We start from the raw sequence: 14,667 nt of genomic DNA, 5'->3' as shown, positions 1-14,667 counted from the left end.
AGGGCAAGAATGGATCTGCGTGAGTCCGCGGCGCACCGCGAGCTGCGCGCGGAGCTGAGGGCGTACTTCGCGGGCCTGCTGCCCGCGGACGTCCGGCGCCGCGCCGGCGAGCAGGGCGTCGGCGGCGACCGGTTCCGCGAGATCGTCAAGATGCTCGGCAACGACGGCTGGCTCGGCTACGGCTGGCCCGAGGAGTACGGCGGGCAGGGCAGGTCGGTCGCCGAGCAGTACGTGTTCTTCGACGAGGTGCAGCGGGCCGGGCTGCCGTTCCCGTTCGTCACGGTCAACACGGTCGGCCCCACCCTGATGCGGTTCGGGACGGACGAGCAGAAGAAGCGGTTCCTGCCCGGCATCCTCTCCGGGGACATCGTCTTCGCGATCGGCTACACCGAGCCCGACGCCGGCACCGACCTCGCCTCGCTGCGCACGAAGGCCGTCCGGGACGGCGACGCGTTCGTCGTCGACGGCGGCAAGGTCTTCACCAGCGGCGCCAACACCGCCGACCACATCTGGCTCGCCGCCCGGACGAACCCTGACGCCCCCAAGCACAAGGGCATCTCGATCCTCATCGTCCCGACCGACGCCGACGGGTTCTCCTGGAGCCCGATCCGGACGGTCGGCGGGATGATCGTCACCTCGACGTACTACCACGGCGTCCGGGTGCCGGCGTCCTCGGTCGTCGGCGACGTCGACGGCGGCTGGCGCCTGATCACCACCCAGCTCAACCACGAGCGCATCGGGCTCGCCGCGCTCGGCGGCCGGATGATCCGGCTGTGGGAGGACGTCCGCGACTGGGCCCGCGAGAACGGCGTGATCGACCTGCCCTGGGTGCGCGCCGACCTCGCCCGCACGTACGCGCGGCTGGAGGCGATGCGGCTGATGAACTGGAAGATGACGATGGCCGTCGAGGCGGGGACGCTGACGGGCGCGCAGGCCGGGGCCGCCAAGTCCTACGGGACCGAGACGCACATCGCCGTCCAGCGGACGCTGACCGGCGTGCTCGGCGCGGCCGGGCGGATCCGCCCCGAGTCGCCGGGCGCGGTGCTGTACGGGCAGATCGAGCAGCTGTCCCGGCAGGGCATCGTCAACACGTTCGGCGGCGGTGTCAACGAGGTGCTGCGCGACATGGTCGCCGTCCAGGGGCTGGGCCTGCCGAGGTCGAGGCGGTCATGAGCGGCTACGAGGAACGGCTCCAGGCCTGGGTCGGGCGCTCCCTGGGCGTCCGGCGGACCGCGCCGGACCCGGTGAACGTCCCGATGATCCGGCACTGGGTCGAGGCGATGGACGACGCCAACCCCGTCTACCTGGACGACGCCGCCGCGCGGGCCACCGGCCGCGACGGCATCGTCGCGCCGGCGTCGATGATGCAGGCGTGGACGATGCGCGGCTACGCGGCGTCCGTCCGCGAGGACCCGGCGGGGCCGGACGAGCTGACCGACCTGCTCGCCGAAGGCGGGTACACCTCCGTCGTCGCCACCGACTCGGAGTTCGAGTTCCACCGCGAGCTGGTGCCGGGCGACCGCGTCAGCGTCGAGGAGACCGTCGAGTCGATCTCCCCGGAGAAGAAGACGGCGCTGGGCGCGGGACGCTTCGTCAGCACGATCAAGACGTACCGGGACGCGTCCGGCGAGGTCGTCGCGACGCAGCGGTGGCGCCTCCTGCGGTTCCGCCCGGCGGACAAGCCGGCCCCGAAGCCGCTGCGCCCGCGCCCGGCGATCAACCCCGACAACGCGTTCTGGTTCGAGGCGGCCCGCGAGCACCGGCTCGTGATCCAGCGCTGCGCCGACTGCAAGTCGCTGCGGCACCCGCCCGGGCCGTGCTGCCCGCAGTGCGGCTCGTTCGCGTGGGACACCGTGGAGGCGTCGGGCGAGGGCCACGTCCACAGCTACGTGGTCAACCACCACCCGCGCCACCCGGCGTTCGACTACCCGCTGGTCGTCGCGGTGATCGAGCTGGCCGAGGGCACCCGCCTGATCACGAACATGACGGGGGTCGCGCCGGAGGACGTCGAGGTCGGCATGCCCGTCGTCCTCGACTGGATCGACCCGGACCCCGACCTGTCCCTGCCGGCGTTCCGCCCGGCCGGCACCAAGGAGCGCTGATGGACTTCACGCTGGGCGAGGAGCTGGAGGCGGTCAGGGATCTGGCCCGCCAGGTCTTCACCGACCGGGCCACCCAGGAGCGGATCAAGGCCGCCGAGGAGACCGTGAACGGGTTCGACGAGGACCTGTGGAAGGAGCTCGGCGAGACCGGCCTGCTGGGCGTCGCGCTCCCGGAGCCGCTCGGCGGGGCCGGAATCGGGGCGGCGGGCCTGGCCGTCCTGCTGGAGGAGCAGGGCCGCACCGTCGCGCCCGTCCCGATCTGGCCCGCCGTCGTGGCCGCGCTGACGATCGCCACGCACGGAACGGCCGCGCAGCGGGAGATGCTGCCGGACGTTCTGGACGGGACGGCCCGGCCGACCGTCGCGCTGGAGGAGTTCGGCGCCGCGGACCCCGCCTCGCCGGGGTGCGCCGCCGTCCGCGACGGCGACGGCTGGCGGCTGACCGGCACGAAGGCCGCCGTCCCGACACCGTTCGGCGCCCGGCACGTCCTCGTGTCGGCCTCGTCCCCGGGCGGCCCCGGCCTCTTCCTGGCCGAGGCCTCCGCCGCCGGGACGTCCTGGGAGCGCGCCGAGACCACCGGCCGCGACGCCGCGGGCCACCTGACGCTCGACGGGACGCCCGCGCAGGCCCTCAGTCCCGGCGCACTGGACACCGCCCTTCAGCTCGCCCGCGTCTCGCTCGCCGCCCTCCAGGTCGGCGTGGCCGACGGCGCGCTGCGCACGGCCGCCGAGTACCTCACCGGCCGCGAGCAGTTCGGCCGCCCGCTCGCCGCGTTCCAGGCCGTGCAGCACCAGCTCGCCGACTGCTACATCGAGATCGACGCGCTGCGCGTATGCCTCATGCACGCGCTCTCGCTGATCGCCGCCGGGGAGGACGCCGGGACGGCCGTCCTGGTCGCCAAGTGGTGGTCGGACGAGGGCGGGCTGAACGTCGTCCACCGCGTCCAGCACCTGCACGGCGGCATCGGCGTGGACGTCGACTACCCGGTGCACCGCCACTTCCTGTGGGGCAAGCAGATCTCCGGGACGCTCGGCGGCGCGTCGTTCGACCTCGACCTGCTGGGAGCCGCCCTGTGAGCACGAGCACCGTGAAGCTCTTCGAGGACGTGGCGGTCGGCGAGGAGCTCCCCGAGCTGAGCGTCCCGCTGACCCGCACGATGATCGTCGCGACCGCGCTGGCGAGCCGCGACTACCAGGACGTCCACCACGACCCGGCGCTCGCGGTCGAGCGCGGGTCCAAGGACGTCTTCATGAACATCCTGACCACGAACGGGCTCGTCGACCGGTTCGTCACCGGCTGGGCCGGGCCGGCCGCCGTGGTGAAGGCCATCAGGATCAGGCTGGGCGCGCCGAACTACCCGGGCGACACGATGGTCCTGACCGGCACCGTCTCGGCCAAGGACGCCGAGGACCGCCGCGTCGAGATCGCGGTGCGCGGCGTCAACGCGCTCGGCCCGCACGTCACCGGCACGGTCGTGGTCGAGCTGCCCGCCGTCGCGACGCGGGGGAGCGGGGCATGAGCGTGCTGCCAGGGGCGGCGGCGATCGCCGGGATCGGCGCCACCGAGTTCTCCAAGGAGTCCGGCCGCAGCGAGCTGCGGCTGGCCTGCGAGGCGGTGCTCGCCGCCATCACCGACGCGGGGCTCCAGCCGTCCGACGTGGACGGCATGGTGACCTTCACCGCCGACACCAGCTCCGAGATCCACATCGCCCGGAACCTCGGCATCGGCGAGCTGACGTTCTTCTCCCGGATCGGGCACGGCGGCGGCGCCGCCTGCGGCACCGTCCAGCAGGCCGCGATGGCCGTCGCGACCGGCGTCGCCGACGTCGTCGTCTGCTACCGGGCGTTCAACGAGCGCTCCGGCACCCGCTACGGCCTCGGCCAGGCGGACCGGCCGATGGACGTCAGCGCCGACAGCGCCGCGTACGCGTGGATGAACCCGTTCGGGCTCTCGACCCCCGCCCAGTGGGTCGCGATGTTCGCCCGCCGCTACATGTACGAGTACGGCGCGACCAGCGAGGACTTCGGCCGCATCGCCGTCGTCGACCGCAGGCGCGCGGCGACCAACCCGGCCGCGTGGTTCCACGGCCGCCCGATCACGCTGGAGGACCACCAGGCGTCCCGCTGGATCGCCGAGCCCCTGCGCCTCCTGGACTGCTGCCAGGAGAGCGACGGCGGCCAGGCCCTCGTCGTCGTGTCGGCCGAACGCGCCCGCGACCTCCCGCAGCGCCCGGCCGTGATCTGGGGCGCGGCCCAGGGGTCCGGCAACGACCAGCACATGATGACCAGCTACTACCGCTCCGAGATCACCGGCATCCCGGAGATGGGCCTGGTCGGGCGGCAGCTCTACGCCCAGTCGCGGCTCACCCCGGCCGACGTCCAGGCCGCGATCCTCTACGACCACTTCACGCCGCTGGTGCTGCCGCAGCTCGAAGAGCTGGGCTTCTGCGCCAAGGGCGAGGGCAAGGACTTCGTCGCGGACGGCAACCTCGAACTCGGCGGGCGGCTCCCTTTCAACACCCACGGCGGCCAGCTCGGGGAGGCGTACATCCACGGCATGAACGGCATCGCGGAGGGCGTCCGGCTGGTGCGCGGCACGTCGGTGAACCAGCCGGGCGACGTCCACAACGTCCTGGTCACCGCCGGAACCGGCGTCCCGACCAGTGGCCTGATCTTGGGAGCCGACCAATGACCGAAAGCGAATGGCGCGGCCGGGAACTCGGCACGAGAACGGTCGCCTACGACGACACCCGGCCCATGCTCTACGCCCTCGCGGTCGGGGCACGCGCCACCGACCTCGACCTGGTCTTCGAGGAGCGGCTCCGCGTCCTCCCGACGTTCGCGCTGACGCTCGGCCAGTGGGCCCCGGACGCCCTGGGGACGGCCGGCGCGTTCGACGTCCGGACGACGATCCACGGGACGCAGCGCCTCCGCGTCCTGAAGCCCCTCCCGCGTTCGGGGGCCGTCGAGACGACCGCCCGCGTCGCCGACGTCTGGGACAAGGGCTCCGCGGCCGTTTTCGACCTCACCGTGGAGAGCGAGTACTTCGAGGCCACCTGGTCGCTGTTCGCCCCCGGTCGCGGCGGCTTCGGCGGCGAGCGCGGGCCGTCGGCGCGCCGCCGTCCCGAGAAGGATCCGGACGGTGCCGCGACCGTGCGGACGTCCCCGAACCAGGCGGCCCTCTACCGGCTGCTAGGCGACCGCCACCACCTGCACATCGACCCGGAGGCGGCGAAGACCGCCGGGATGCCGCGCCCCGTCATGCACGGCCTGTGCACGCTGGGGGCGGTCACCCTGCCGCTGGCGGAGTCCCTCGGCGTCCACCCGGCCGAGCTGCGGGAACTGGAGGGCCGCTTCGCCGCCCCGGTCTTCCCCGGCGACGAACTCCACGTGGAGACCTGGCAGGACGGCGGAGGGGTCCTCTTCGAGGCGGCCGTGGACGGCACGACGGTCCTGTCCGCCGGCCGCGCCCGCTTCGCCTGACCCGCCGCCCGGGCCTCAGAGGTCGTTGCCGGCGTAGGAGAGGTTGAAGCTCTTGTTGGCCAGCGGGAAGTCGGGGACGATCGTGTCCCGGAGCGCGACGGGCAGCGCCGGCCAGTTGAAGAACGACGGATCCACGACCTTGACCCGCGTCAGCCGGCGGTCGGCGGTGACCTCCACCCGGTGGACGATCCGGCCGCGCCAGCCCTCCACGATGCCGGCGCCGCTCGCCGGTCCGGTGAGCGGGCGGCGGGGCGGCCAGCCGGTGGCGGCGCCGGGGTACCAGCCGGGGGCGAGCCCGTCCACGAGGGCGGCGATGACGTCGATGGACGTCTCGATCTCCCGGGCGCGGACGAGGAACCGCGCCATCACGTCACCACCGGTCTCGGTGTGGACGGCCAGGGTGCCGCCGAGATCCGCGTACGCGTCGGTGAAGGGATGGTCTCTGCGGGCGTCGGCGTCGATGCCGCTCGCGCGGGCGACGTAGCCGAGCGTGCCGAGGCCGGCCGCCTCCCGGCGGTCCAGCACGGCCGTCCCGGTGAACCGGTCGCGGACGATGGTACGCGACAGGGCGAGGCCGGCCAGGTCGCGGACCTCGCCGCCGAGGTCGCGGAGCCGCCCGGGGGCGGGCAGGGCGCGCAGCGCCGCGCCGCCGAGCACGATCCCGCCGCGCAGCAGCCGGTGCCCGGTCAGCTCCTCGTTGAGCCGGAGGAGCATCTCGCGGAGGCGCAGCGCGTGGGCGTGCAGCACGGAGTGGCCGACGTCGTTGCAGAGCGCCCCGAGGTCGGCGACGTGGTTGTGCAGCCGTTCCAGTTCCAGCAGGACCGCCCGGATCCGCTGCGCCTCCGGCGGCACGAGGCAGCCCGTCGCGTCCTCGACGGCCAGGCAGTACGCCAGGGCGTGACCGACGGCGGTGTCGCCGCTGATCCGCTCGGCCAGCGTGAGCTTGTCGGCGGGGTGGGCGCCCTGGAACAGCCTCTCGGTGCCCTTGTGGGTGAACCACAGCCGCGCCTTGAGCTTCAGGATGGTCTCGCCCACGACCGAGAACCGGAAGTGGCCGGGCTCGATCACCCCCGCGTGGATCGGCCCGACCGGGATCTCGTAGACGCCCGGCCCCTCGACCGTGAGGAACGGGTACGGCTCGGGGTCGCCGAACGGCGGGGGCGGGTCGGCGGCGTCGGCGCGCATCGGGTACCAGCCGCGCGGCCAGTGCGGGTGCCGGACGAGGCGGCGCGGCAGCGGGTGGCCGGCCGGGGTGATCCCGAACAGGTCGTGCATCTCGCGCTCGAACCGGCCCGCCGGGAAGCTCAGCGCGGCGAGGGACGGCACGGCGGGCGGGTCCCCGTCCGGCCGGACGACGAGTTCGACCCGCGCGTCGGACCCCGCCTCGACCAGCAGGTAGACGACGCGGAGCGTCCCGTCCGGGTCGTGGTGGGCGGCGGCGGAGGCGAGCCCGTACCCGGCGTCGCGCAGCGCCGCGAAACGTCCGGGCAGGTCGGCGGTGGCGGTGTCGGCGCTGAGCCGCTTCCAGCCCGCGGGACGTGCGGAGCCGAGCAGGTCGTCGATCATGTCAGGGTGCTCCCACGGCTGCGGCGGCGGCGGTCAGCAGGGCGTTCAGCGGCCCGAGCGCCAGGCCCAGCGCGGCGCACGCGACGAGCCCGGTCACGAGCGGGGCGAGCACGGCGGGACGGGCCCTGATGGCGGATGGGGCGGCGGGCGCGGCGCCGTCCGGGGCGGGCGCGGCGCCGAGGATCATGGCGGCGCCGTGCTTCGCCAGCGCGGCGGCGATGACCAGGACCAGCGCGAACGCCGCGGCGGCGGCCCAGCCGAGGCCCGCGCCGAAGGCGGCGCGGGCGATGCCGATCTCGGAGGCGAAGAGGCTGAACGGCGGCAGGCCGAGCAGCGCCGCCAGCCCGAGGCCGAACGCGGCGGCGAGCGCCGGCCAGCGGGCCGCGAGCCCGCGCGCGCCGGCGATCCGGCTCGTCCCGGTGGCGGCGAGGATGTGGCCGGCGCCGCAGAACAGCACCGCCTTGCCGAGGCCGTGGCCGAGCAGGTGCAGCAGGACGGCGCTGGTCGCGAGCGGGCCGCCCGCGGCGGCGCCGAGCGCGGCGAGGCCCATGTGCTCGATGGAGGAGTAGGCCAGCATCCGCTTGTAGTCGCGCTGCCCGATCAGCAGCGCGGCGGCGACGGCCAGCGAGAGCAGCGCGGCGGCCACCAGCAGCGCCCGCATGTAGCCGGGGCCGAGCGCGGCGTCGGCGATGGCCTTGTACCGCAGGATCTGGGTGAAGGCGACGGCGAGCAGCACCCCGGACATGAGCGCGGACACGGGCGCGGGCGCCTGGCTGTGCGCGTCGGGCAGCCAGGCGTGCATCGGCGCGAGCCCCGCCTTGGTGCCGAAGCCGAGGACGGCGAGCGCGGCGGCCAGGCGCAGCACGTCGTGGTCGAGGCGGGCCGCGTCCTGGCTCAGCGCGCTCCAGTCCAGGGCGGCGGACCCTTCCGCGCCCGCGTGCAGGGACGCGATGTTGAGGCAGACGGTGGCGAGGAACGCCAGCGCGATGCCGACCGAGCACAGCACCATGTACTTCCAGGCCGCCTCCGCGCCGGCCCGGTCGCGGCGGTGGCCGACGAGGAACGCGGTGACGATGGTGGTGGCCTCCAGGGCCACCCACACCAGGCCGAGGTTGTCGGCGAGGACGGCCGCGGCCATCGCGGCGAGGAACAGCTGCACCAGGACGAGATGCCGCCGGACGGCGGCCGGGTCGCCGCCGGGCGCGAGGTCGTGGGCGGCGGACCAGGTGGCGATGACGGCGACCGCGCCGATCACCAGCACCATGAACGCCGACAGCCCGTCGGCGCGCAGCGGCCCGGAGGCGAGCGGGCCGTCCTGGACGACGGCGGTGCCGAGCGCGATCCCGGCGGCGAGCTGGGCGAGTGCGGACGCCGTGCTCGACCACCGGGCGGCCCGGGCGGCCCACGCCGTCCGGCGGGGGTGCCCGGCGAGCGCGCAGAGGGCGGCCACGGCCACCGGGACGGCGATCGGGGCGTACAGGACAGGGGTCATGAGTCGCGCAGCTCCCGCAGCTCGTCGAGGTCGGCCACGCCGTGCGCGGTCCGCAGCCGGGTGGTGAGGACCTGGAGGACGAGGACGGCCAGCAGCACGTCCAGCGACACCCCGAGCTCCACGATGAGCGGCACCCCGGAGGTGGCCAGGAACGCGGTGGCGGCGATGCCGTTGTCGACCAGCAGGAACCCCGTGATCTGCGACAGCGCGCGGCGGCGGGTCGCCAGGGCGAAGAACCCGATCAGCATGACGGCGAGGCCGGCGGGCGCGGCCCGCCCGCCCGCCGGGTCCGCGAGCCGCACCAGCGGCTGCGCGGCGGCGTAGGCGAGCAGGACCAGCCCGGCGGCGGCCAGCAGCGAGGCGGCCACGTTCACCAGCGGCGCGGTCTCGCGGGGCCGCCCGTCGCCGGCGAGCGTCCGGCGCAGCAGGCGCGGCACCACGACGGCCTTCAGGGTCGCGACGACGACGGCGACGGCGGCGAGTTCGGCGTCGCGCTCGTGGGCGGCCAGCAGCGCGACCATCGCGGCGAGCGCGGCGCCCTGCGCGGCGAGCAGCCGGATCAGCGCGGTCAGCTCCCGCCGCCACAGCACCCCGACGGCGGTCAGCAGGAAGGCGCCGGCCGCGAGGTCGAGGAGCTGTTCGAACAGTGCCTGGTTCACGGGGATCGGTTCTCCGGTCAGACGAGCATGAAGGAGGCCATGACGGCCAGGAGGGCGAGCACGAACGACCCGGCCAGCAGCTCCGGGACGCGGAACAGCCGCACCTTGGCCAGCCACACCTCGGCGGCGGCGAGGCCGGCGGCCAGCAGGCCCGTTTTCGCGGCGAACGCGGCGGTGGCCGTGAGGAGCGCGAGGGGCCCGGTGCCGGTGGCGACGCCCCACGGCAGGAACAGGGTGGCGAGCAGGCCGAGCAGCAGCGTCGTGCGGGCGGCGGCCGCCCACTCCACGAGCGCGAGGTCCCGTCCGGAGTACTCCAGGGTCATCGCCTCGTGGACCATGGTCAGCTCCAGGTGCGTGGCGGGGTTGTCGACGGGCAGCCGGCCCGCCTCGGCGAGCACCGCGATGGCGAGCGCGGCGGCGGCCAGCGCCCCGGCGGGGGAGACGACCCGGGACGGGTCGTGCACGCCGGCCTCCACGATCGCGCCGAGGTTGGTCGTCCCCGCGCGGACCGACAGCGCGAGCACCGACAGCAGGAGAGTGGGCTCGACCAGCGCGGCGATGGTCATCTCGCGGCTGGCGCCCATCCCGCCGAACGCCGTCCCGGTGTCCAGCCCGGCGAGCGCGAGCGCGACGGTGCCGAGGAGCAGCAGCCCGACGACCGCGATCAGGTCGATGGAGCCGTCCAGCGGGGTGCGGGCGGACACCAGCGGGATCACCGCCGCGGCCAGCAGGCTCGTCGCGGCGAGGACGGGCGGCGCGGCGGTGAAGAAGACCCCGGAGCCGGGCGGGCTGATCGGCTCCCGGCGGGCGAGTTTGCGCAGGTCGCGCCACGGCTGCAGGACGCCCGCGCCCGCCCGCCCTTCGAGCCGGGCCCGCACCTGCCGCATCAGCCCGATCAGCAGCGGCGCCCCGGCCGCCACCAGGATCACCTGGAGCGCGAGCGCGACCGTGCCTGTCATCGGGCCTGTCATCGGACCACCCCCGCCGCCAGCACGACCAGCAGTGCGGTGAACATGTAGACGAGGTAGCGGTGGACGCTCCCGGTCGCGAGCCCCCGGGCCGCGACCCCGCACGCGCGGACGAACCGGAGGAGCGGCCGGTACAGGTGCGCCTCGATCCGGTCGGGGACGGCCCTCCTGTAGCCGACGCTCTTCACCAGGTAGTCCGATTCGACATGGTGGGTGACGTCGATGTCCTGCTCGGGGCGCATCACGTCGTCGAACACCCGCTGCAGGGGTTCCGCGAAGCTCGTCGCCGTGTACTCCATCCGGGCCGTCAGGCCTTCGTAGCCGCAGTCCCACGCCCGCCCGGCCGCCCGCCGCCGCGCGCCGAGCAGCCGCGCGCCGGTCGCGATCGCGGCGACCAGCACGGCGAGGGCCACCGCGATCCAGGCCGGGCCGAGCGTGCCCTCGATGCCGTCCAGCCGCAGCGTCGTACCGGAGCCGTCCAGCGGGTCCCCCATGCCGAGCGTCCCGCCGATCCGTTCGAGGGCGGGACCCGTCAGGGCGGGTGCGACCGCCAGGACGGCGCACGCGGCGGCGGCCAGGCCCATCCCGGCGAGCATCGGCGCCGGGGCCTCCCGGGCGGACGCGGCGGCCTCGCCGCGCGGCTTGGCGAGGAACCCGGTGCCGAGCGCCTTGACGAACGTCGCCACCGCGAGCCCCGCCGACAGCGCGATGACCGCGACCGCGACGGGCGCCGCGATCATCACCACGAGATGCCGTCCGGACAGCCCGCCCAGCAGGGACTGCAGCAGCAGCCACTCCGACACGAAGCCGTTGCCGGGCGGGAGCGCCGCCGCGGCGAGCGCCCCGGCGGCGAACAGGCCCGTGGTGGCGGGCATCCGCGCCGACAGCCCGCCGAGCCGGTCCAGGTCGCGCTCCCCGGTGCCGTGCACGACCGACCCGGCCGAGGTGAACAGCAGCGTCTTGAACGCGGCGTGGTTGAGGGCGTGCAGGAGCCCCGCACCGAGCGCGACGCCCGCGAGCGCCGGGAGGTCCAGCGCCGCGAACGTCCCGCAGGCGGCGACGCCGAGGACGATCAGCCCGGCGTTCTCGCAGGTCGAGTAGGCGAGCAGCCGTTTCAGGTCGGAGGCCAGGACGGCCTGGAGGATGCCGTAGAGGGCCGACACGGACGCGAGCGCGCCGAGGACGAGCCACCACCAGACGGGACCGCCGCCGAGCAGGTCGAGCCCGACGCGGACCAGCCCGTACACGCCGAGCTTCACCATCGCCGCGCTCATCAGCGCGGAGATGTGGCTCGGCGCCTCGCCGTGCGCCTTCGGCAGCCAGGGATGCAGCGGCACCAGCCCGGCCTTGGACGCGAACCCGGCGGCGGCCAGGAGGAACACCCCGGCCCGGACCGGTTCCGGCAGGTCCGGTGCCGCGGCGCGGATCGCGGCGAAGGACTCCCCGCCGCAGGCCGCCGCCAGCCACGCGAGACCGATCAGGATCGCGACGAACCCGGCGTGCGTCATCGCCGCGTACCAGACGCCCGCGCTCCGCACCGACGGCCTCGCGCGGTGCTCGGCCACCACCAGGACGAGGGACGCGACCGCCATCAGCTCCCAGAGCCACAGGAACGTCGACACGCTCGCCGCCAGCGGCACCGCGGCCATGGCGGCGGTGAACAGGGGCAGCACGGCGAGCTGGCCGCGCGAGGACGTCCCGTGCCCGCCCGTCCCGGCGTAGCCCGCGGTGTAGACGCCCACGGCCGCGGTGACCGCCCCGACGAGCAGCAGGAACCAGCCGGCGAGCGGGTCGGCGGCCAGCCGGGCGCCCGCGAGCGGAAGCACGTCCGGCCACCATGCCGTCCAGGACCGTCCCGGCCAGCGCCGCCGCCCCGGCGACGGCGCCCGCGGTGCCGGACAGCGCCACGGCCGCGCCCACCAGCCGGGCGCGGACGGTCCGCGGCGCCATCGCGGCGAGGACGCCGGCGGCCGCGCAGGACGCCGACACCGCCAGCGCGATCGGGACGGGGTTCAGGGCCGCGCTCACCGGCCGGTCAGGCCGCGCAGCGCGGCGATGATCCGGTCCGGCGGGGGCGGGCAGCCCGGCACCTCGGCGTCGACCGGGAGCACGTCCCCGACCGCGCCCTGGACGCCGGCCCCGCCCTTGAACACCCCGCAGTCACGCGCGCAGTCGCCGAGCGCGATCACCAGCCCCGGGCGGGGCATCGCGTCGTGGCAGGCCGTGAGCGCGTCGGCCATGTTCCGGGTCACGGGCCCGGTCACCATCAGCGCGTCGGCGTGCCGGGGCGAGGCGACCAGCCGGGCGCCGTACCGCTCCGCGTCGTAGACGGGGGAGAACGCCTGGCCGACCTCGATCTCGCAGCCGTTGCACGACCCGGCGTCCACATGCCGGACCAGTACCGAGCCGCCCAGCCGCCGGACGTCCCCGGGGACGGGCGAGGCGGGCGCGGGCGGTGCCTCCTCGGCGATCCGCCCCGCCGCCTTGATCCTGCTCCACAACCCCATCGCGCCCGCCGGCCCCCATACGTGATTCAGTACATTGACAGTTGCGAATATTAGCAAGTGCGCAGTAGTGCGACATCGGGCGCCTGCCGGGCGAGACGGGCGGTCCGGGTCAGCCGGCGGACGAGCGCAGGTCTTCCAGCAGCTCGGCCTGCCCGGACAGGACCCCGGTCAGGATCCGGCGGGCGACCGCCAGGAGCTCGGCGACATGCGGGCTGGTGAGGGAGTAGTACACGGCCGACCCCTCCTTGCGGGAGACGACCAGGTTCGCCCGGCGCAGCACGGCGAGCTGCTGGGACAGGTGCGCCGGCTCGATGCCGACCTCGGGCAGCATCTCCGAGACGGCGTGCTCGCGCTCGCTGAGCAGCTCCAGGACCCGGATCCGCGCGGGGTGGCCGAGCGTCTTGAAGAACTCGGCTTTCAGCTGGTACAGCGGGGTGCTCATGCCGGCCGACCCCCATCCGTCTGCTACTTCCGGCCGCCGCGGCGGAATCCCCGGGCGCTTGCCGATTTTAGCAATCCGTTGATCGCACCTCCCCTGCGAGCCTCTGGCAGCTTCCGACCAAGGGCGGGGGAGCGGCTGGGCAATCGGTGATATTTATCCGCTTTGCCGTAAATGTCACCGTCGCAGTGCCGCCGTTCCCGATCCCCCGCCGGGCGCCCCGCCCCGGCCGGGAACGGCCGCGGAAGGGCTCCCCCGATGCGACGCCTGCCGCTGTTCCTGCTCCCGGCCGCCCTGGGCGCGGCGCTGATCGGCGCCCTGGGCGCGCCGGCGTCCGCGACACCGCCGAACATCCCGTCCGCCGCCACGGCCGCGAGCCGCCTGGCCACCCTCACCGTCGCCGCCGAGTCGCACGCCGACTCCTACGACCGCGACCTGTTCCCGCACTGGATCACCATCTCCGGCGCGTGCAACACCCGCGAGACCGTCCTGAAACGGGACGGCACGAACGTCGTCACCAATTCGTCCTGCGCCGCGACGTCCGGCTCCTGGTACTCGCCCTTCGACGGCGCCACCTGGACCGCCGCGTCCGACCTGGACATCGACCACATGGTGCCGCTCGCCGAGGCGTGGGCGTCCGGCGCCTGGGCCTGGACGACGTCCCGCCGCCAGACCTACGCCAACGACCTCGGCGGGCCCGAGCTGTGGGCCGTCACCGACAACGTCAACCAGTCCAAGAGCGACAAGGACCCGGCCGAGTGGCAGCCGCCGCGCGCCGCGTTCCGCTGCACCTACGCCCGCGCGTGGATCCAGGTGAAGTGGTACTACGACCTCAGCGTCGACAGCGCGGAGAAGAGCGCCCTCACGTCAATGCTCAACACCTGCTGAGCCGTCAGCCGCCGGCCGCCCGGTGATCCGCCGGGCGGCCAGGTGCGCTCCGGCGACGCCGGCGGCGGCGAACGCCAGGCCCAGTGCCGCGTCCCGCGTCCGGGCGGGACGCAGCACGCCCCGGCGCCGCAGCCGGGCGCGGGCCCACACCGTGTACGGGACGACCACCAGGGCCGAGGTGACCGAGCCGGGCGTGTACCGCCGCAGCGCGGCGGCCTGCCCGAGATGGACCAGGCCGTGCAGCCCGAACCCGGCGAGCGCGGTCTGGTACGCGGCGGACCGTCCGCCGGTGCGCTGCCCGTCGACCGCCGCCCCGGCGACGAGCGCCCCCATCAGGGCGACGGCGACGGCGAACTCGCGCTCGTCGACCGACTCCATCCACCGCCACACGGCGTCGGGCGCCTGCGGGAACCGCTCGCGCAACTCGGGCAGGTGCGTCCGGATCCAGCGCGGCCCGGCCGCGATCTCCTCGGCGTCGTGTACCGCCCAGGCGATGAGCAGTCCGATCCCGCCATCTCGCATCACGCCGCCAGTCTGGCAGTTCGGTAACGGAACCGGAGAAGG

16 protein-coding genes are annotated in these 14,667 nt (G+C 74.9%); 8 read left to right on the top strand and 8 right to left on the bottom strand.

Going from position 1 to position 14,667, the window contains the following annotated elements:
* Positions 1–9 precede the first annotated feature (9 nt).
* The 6 genes from K8Z49_RS18475 to K8Z49_RS18450 are packed head-to-tail and all read left to right on the top strand — an operon-like array spanning position 10 to position 5,584.
* Positions 10–1,173 (top strand): acyl-CoA dehydrogenase family protein, encoded by a 1,164-nt coding sequence (locus tag K8Z49_RS18475; protein WP_021595384.1) that lies wholly within the window; start codon positions 10–12, stop codon positions 1,171–1,173.
* Complete coding sequence (locus tag K8Z49_RS18470; protein ID WP_021595383.1) at positions 1,170–2,102, top strand: bifunctional MaoC family dehydratase N-terminal/OB-fold nucleic acid binding domain-containing protein; 933 nt, start codon at positions 1,170–1,172, stop codon at positions 2,100–2,102. Before K8Z49_RS18475 ends, K8Z49_RS18470 begins: the two co-directional genes overlap by 4 nt.
* Complete coding sequence (locus tag K8Z49_RS18465; protein WP_412519978.1) at positions 2,102–3,178, top strand: acyl-CoA dehydrogenase family protein; 1,077 nt, start codon at positions 2,102–2,104, stop codon at positions 3,176–3,178. The genes K8Z49_RS18470 and K8Z49_RS18465 overlap by 1 nt, the downstream gene beginning before the upstream one ends.
* The gene (locus tag K8Z49_RS18460) at positions 3,175–3,621 is read left to right on the top strand and encodes a MaoC family dehydratase (RefSeq protein WP_021595381.1); all 447 of its coding nucleotides are present in this window, start codon (positions 3,175–3,177) and stop codon (positions 3,619–3,621) included. Before K8Z49_RS18465 ends, K8Z49_RS18460 begins: the two co-directional genes overlap by 4 nt.
* The gene (locus tag K8Z49_RS18455; protein ID WP_021595380.1) at positions 3,618–4,793 is read left to right on the top strand and encodes a lipid-transfer protein; all 1,176 of its coding nucleotides are present in this window, start codon (positions 3,618–3,620) and stop codon (positions 4,791–4,793) included. The genes K8Z49_RS18460 and K8Z49_RS18455 overlap by 4 nt, the downstream gene beginning before the upstream one ends.
* Complete coding sequence (locus tag K8Z49_RS18450) at positions 4,790–5,584, top strand: MaoC/PaaZ C-terminal domain-containing protein (RefSeq protein ID WP_075022998.1); 795 nt, start codon at positions 4,790–4,792, stop codon at positions 5,582–5,584. Before K8Z49_RS18455 ends, K8Z49_RS18450 begins: the two co-directional genes overlap by 4 nt.
* 15 nt (positions 5,585–5,599) lie before the next feature.
* Here K8Z49_RS18450 and K8Z49_RS18445 read toward each other — a convergent pair whose 3' ends face one another.
* From K8Z49_RS18445 to K8Z49_RS18425, 5 genes are read right to left on the bottom strand one after another with little or no spacing between them, the layout of a single operon-like run.
* The gene (locus tag K8Z49_RS18445; protein WP_412519975.1) at positions 5,600–7,150 is read right to left on the bottom strand and encodes an NADH-quinone oxidoreductase subunit C; all 1,551 of its coding nucleotides are present in this window, start codon (positions 7,148–7,150) and stop codon (positions 5,600–5,602) included.
* 1 nt (position 7,151) lies between these two features.
* A complete protein-coding gene (locus K8Z49_RS18440) occupies positions 7,152–8,642 on the bottom strand; it encodes a proton-conducting transporter membrane subunit (RefSeq protein WP_412519973.1) in 1,491 nt (496 codons plus the stop codon).
* Positions 8,639–9,301, bottom strand: a complete 663-nt coding sequence (locus K8Z49_RS18435) for a hypothetical protein (RefSeq protein WP_021600052.1) — start codon at positions 9,299–9,301, stop codon at positions 8,639–8,641. Before K8Z49_RS18435 ends, K8Z49_RS18440 begins: the two co-directional genes overlap by 4 nt.
* A 17-nt stretch (positions 9,302–9,318) precedes the next feature.
* A complete protein-coding gene (locus K8Z49_RS18430; protein ID WP_412519971.1) occupies positions 9,319–10,260 on the bottom strand; it encodes a respiratory chain complex I subunit 1 family protein in 942 nt (313 codons plus the stop codon).
* 8 nt (positions 10,261–10,268) lie between these two features.
* The gene (locus K8Z49_RS18425) at positions 10,269–12,095 is read right to left on the bottom strand and encodes a proton-conducting transporter membrane subunit (protein ID WP_412519969.1); all 1,827 of its coding nucleotides are present in this window, start codon (positions 12,093–12,095) and stop codon (positions 10,269–10,271) included.
* A gap of 11 nt (positions 12,096–12,106) precedes the next feature.
* Here K8Z49_RS18425 and K8Z49_RS18420 point away from each other — a divergent pair, with 11 nt between their 5' ends.
* Positions 12,107–12,328 (top strand): hypothetical protein, encoded by a 222-nt coding sequence (locus K8Z49_RS18420; RefSeq protein WP_412519967.1) that lies wholly within the window; start codon positions 12,107–12,109, stop codon positions 12,326–12,328.
* Here the strand turns inward: K8Z49_RS18420 and K8Z49_RS18415 are convergent.
* Together K8Z49_RS18415 and K8Z49_RS18410 are read right to left on the bottom strand one after the other, a co-directional pair.
* The gene (locus tag K8Z49_RS18415; RefSeq protein ID WP_412519965.1) at positions 12,294–12,776 is read right to left on the bottom strand and encodes an NADH-quinone oxidoreductase subunit B family protein; all 483 of its coding nucleotides are present in this window, start codon (positions 12,774–12,776) and stop codon (positions 12,294–12,296) included. The two genes, K8Z49_RS18420 and K8Z49_RS18415, sit on opposite strands and share 35 nt — an antisense overlap.
* 109 nt (positions 12,777–12,885) lie before the next feature.
* Positions 12,886–13,218, bottom strand: coding sequence for an ArsR/SmtB family transcription factor (locus K8Z49_RS18410; protein ID WP_021599418.1), 333 nt, complete (start codon positions 13,216–13,218; stop codon positions 12,886–12,888).
* Positions 13,219–13,473: 255 nt separating this feature from the next.
* On the opposite strand from K8Z49_RS18410, the gene K8Z49_RS18405 reads away from it, so the two are divergent.
* Positions 13,474–14,103, top strand: a complete 630-nt coding sequence (locus tag K8Z49_RS18405) for an HNH endonuclease family protein (RefSeq protein WP_021599417.1) — start codon at positions 13,474–13,476, stop codon at positions 14,101–14,103.
* Here the strand turns inward: K8Z49_RS18405 and K8Z49_RS18400 are convergent.
* Positions 14,083–14,625 (bottom strand): HXXEE domain-containing protein, encoded by a 543-nt coding sequence (locus tag K8Z49_RS18400; RefSeq protein WP_111830064.1) that lies wholly within the window; start codon positions 14,623–14,625, stop codon positions 14,083–14,085. The two genes, K8Z49_RS18405 and K8Z49_RS18400, sit on opposite strands and share 21 nt — an antisense overlap.
* Positions 14,626–14,667 lie beyond the last annotated feature (42 nt).

The organism is Actinomadura madurae (assembly GCF_047130825.1).
Classification (GTDB): Bacteria; Actinomycetota; Actinomycetes; order Streptosporangiales; family Streptosporangiaceae; genus Spirillospora; species Spirillospora madurae.
This window is presented reverse-complemented; position numbering and strand designations above follow the sequence as displayed.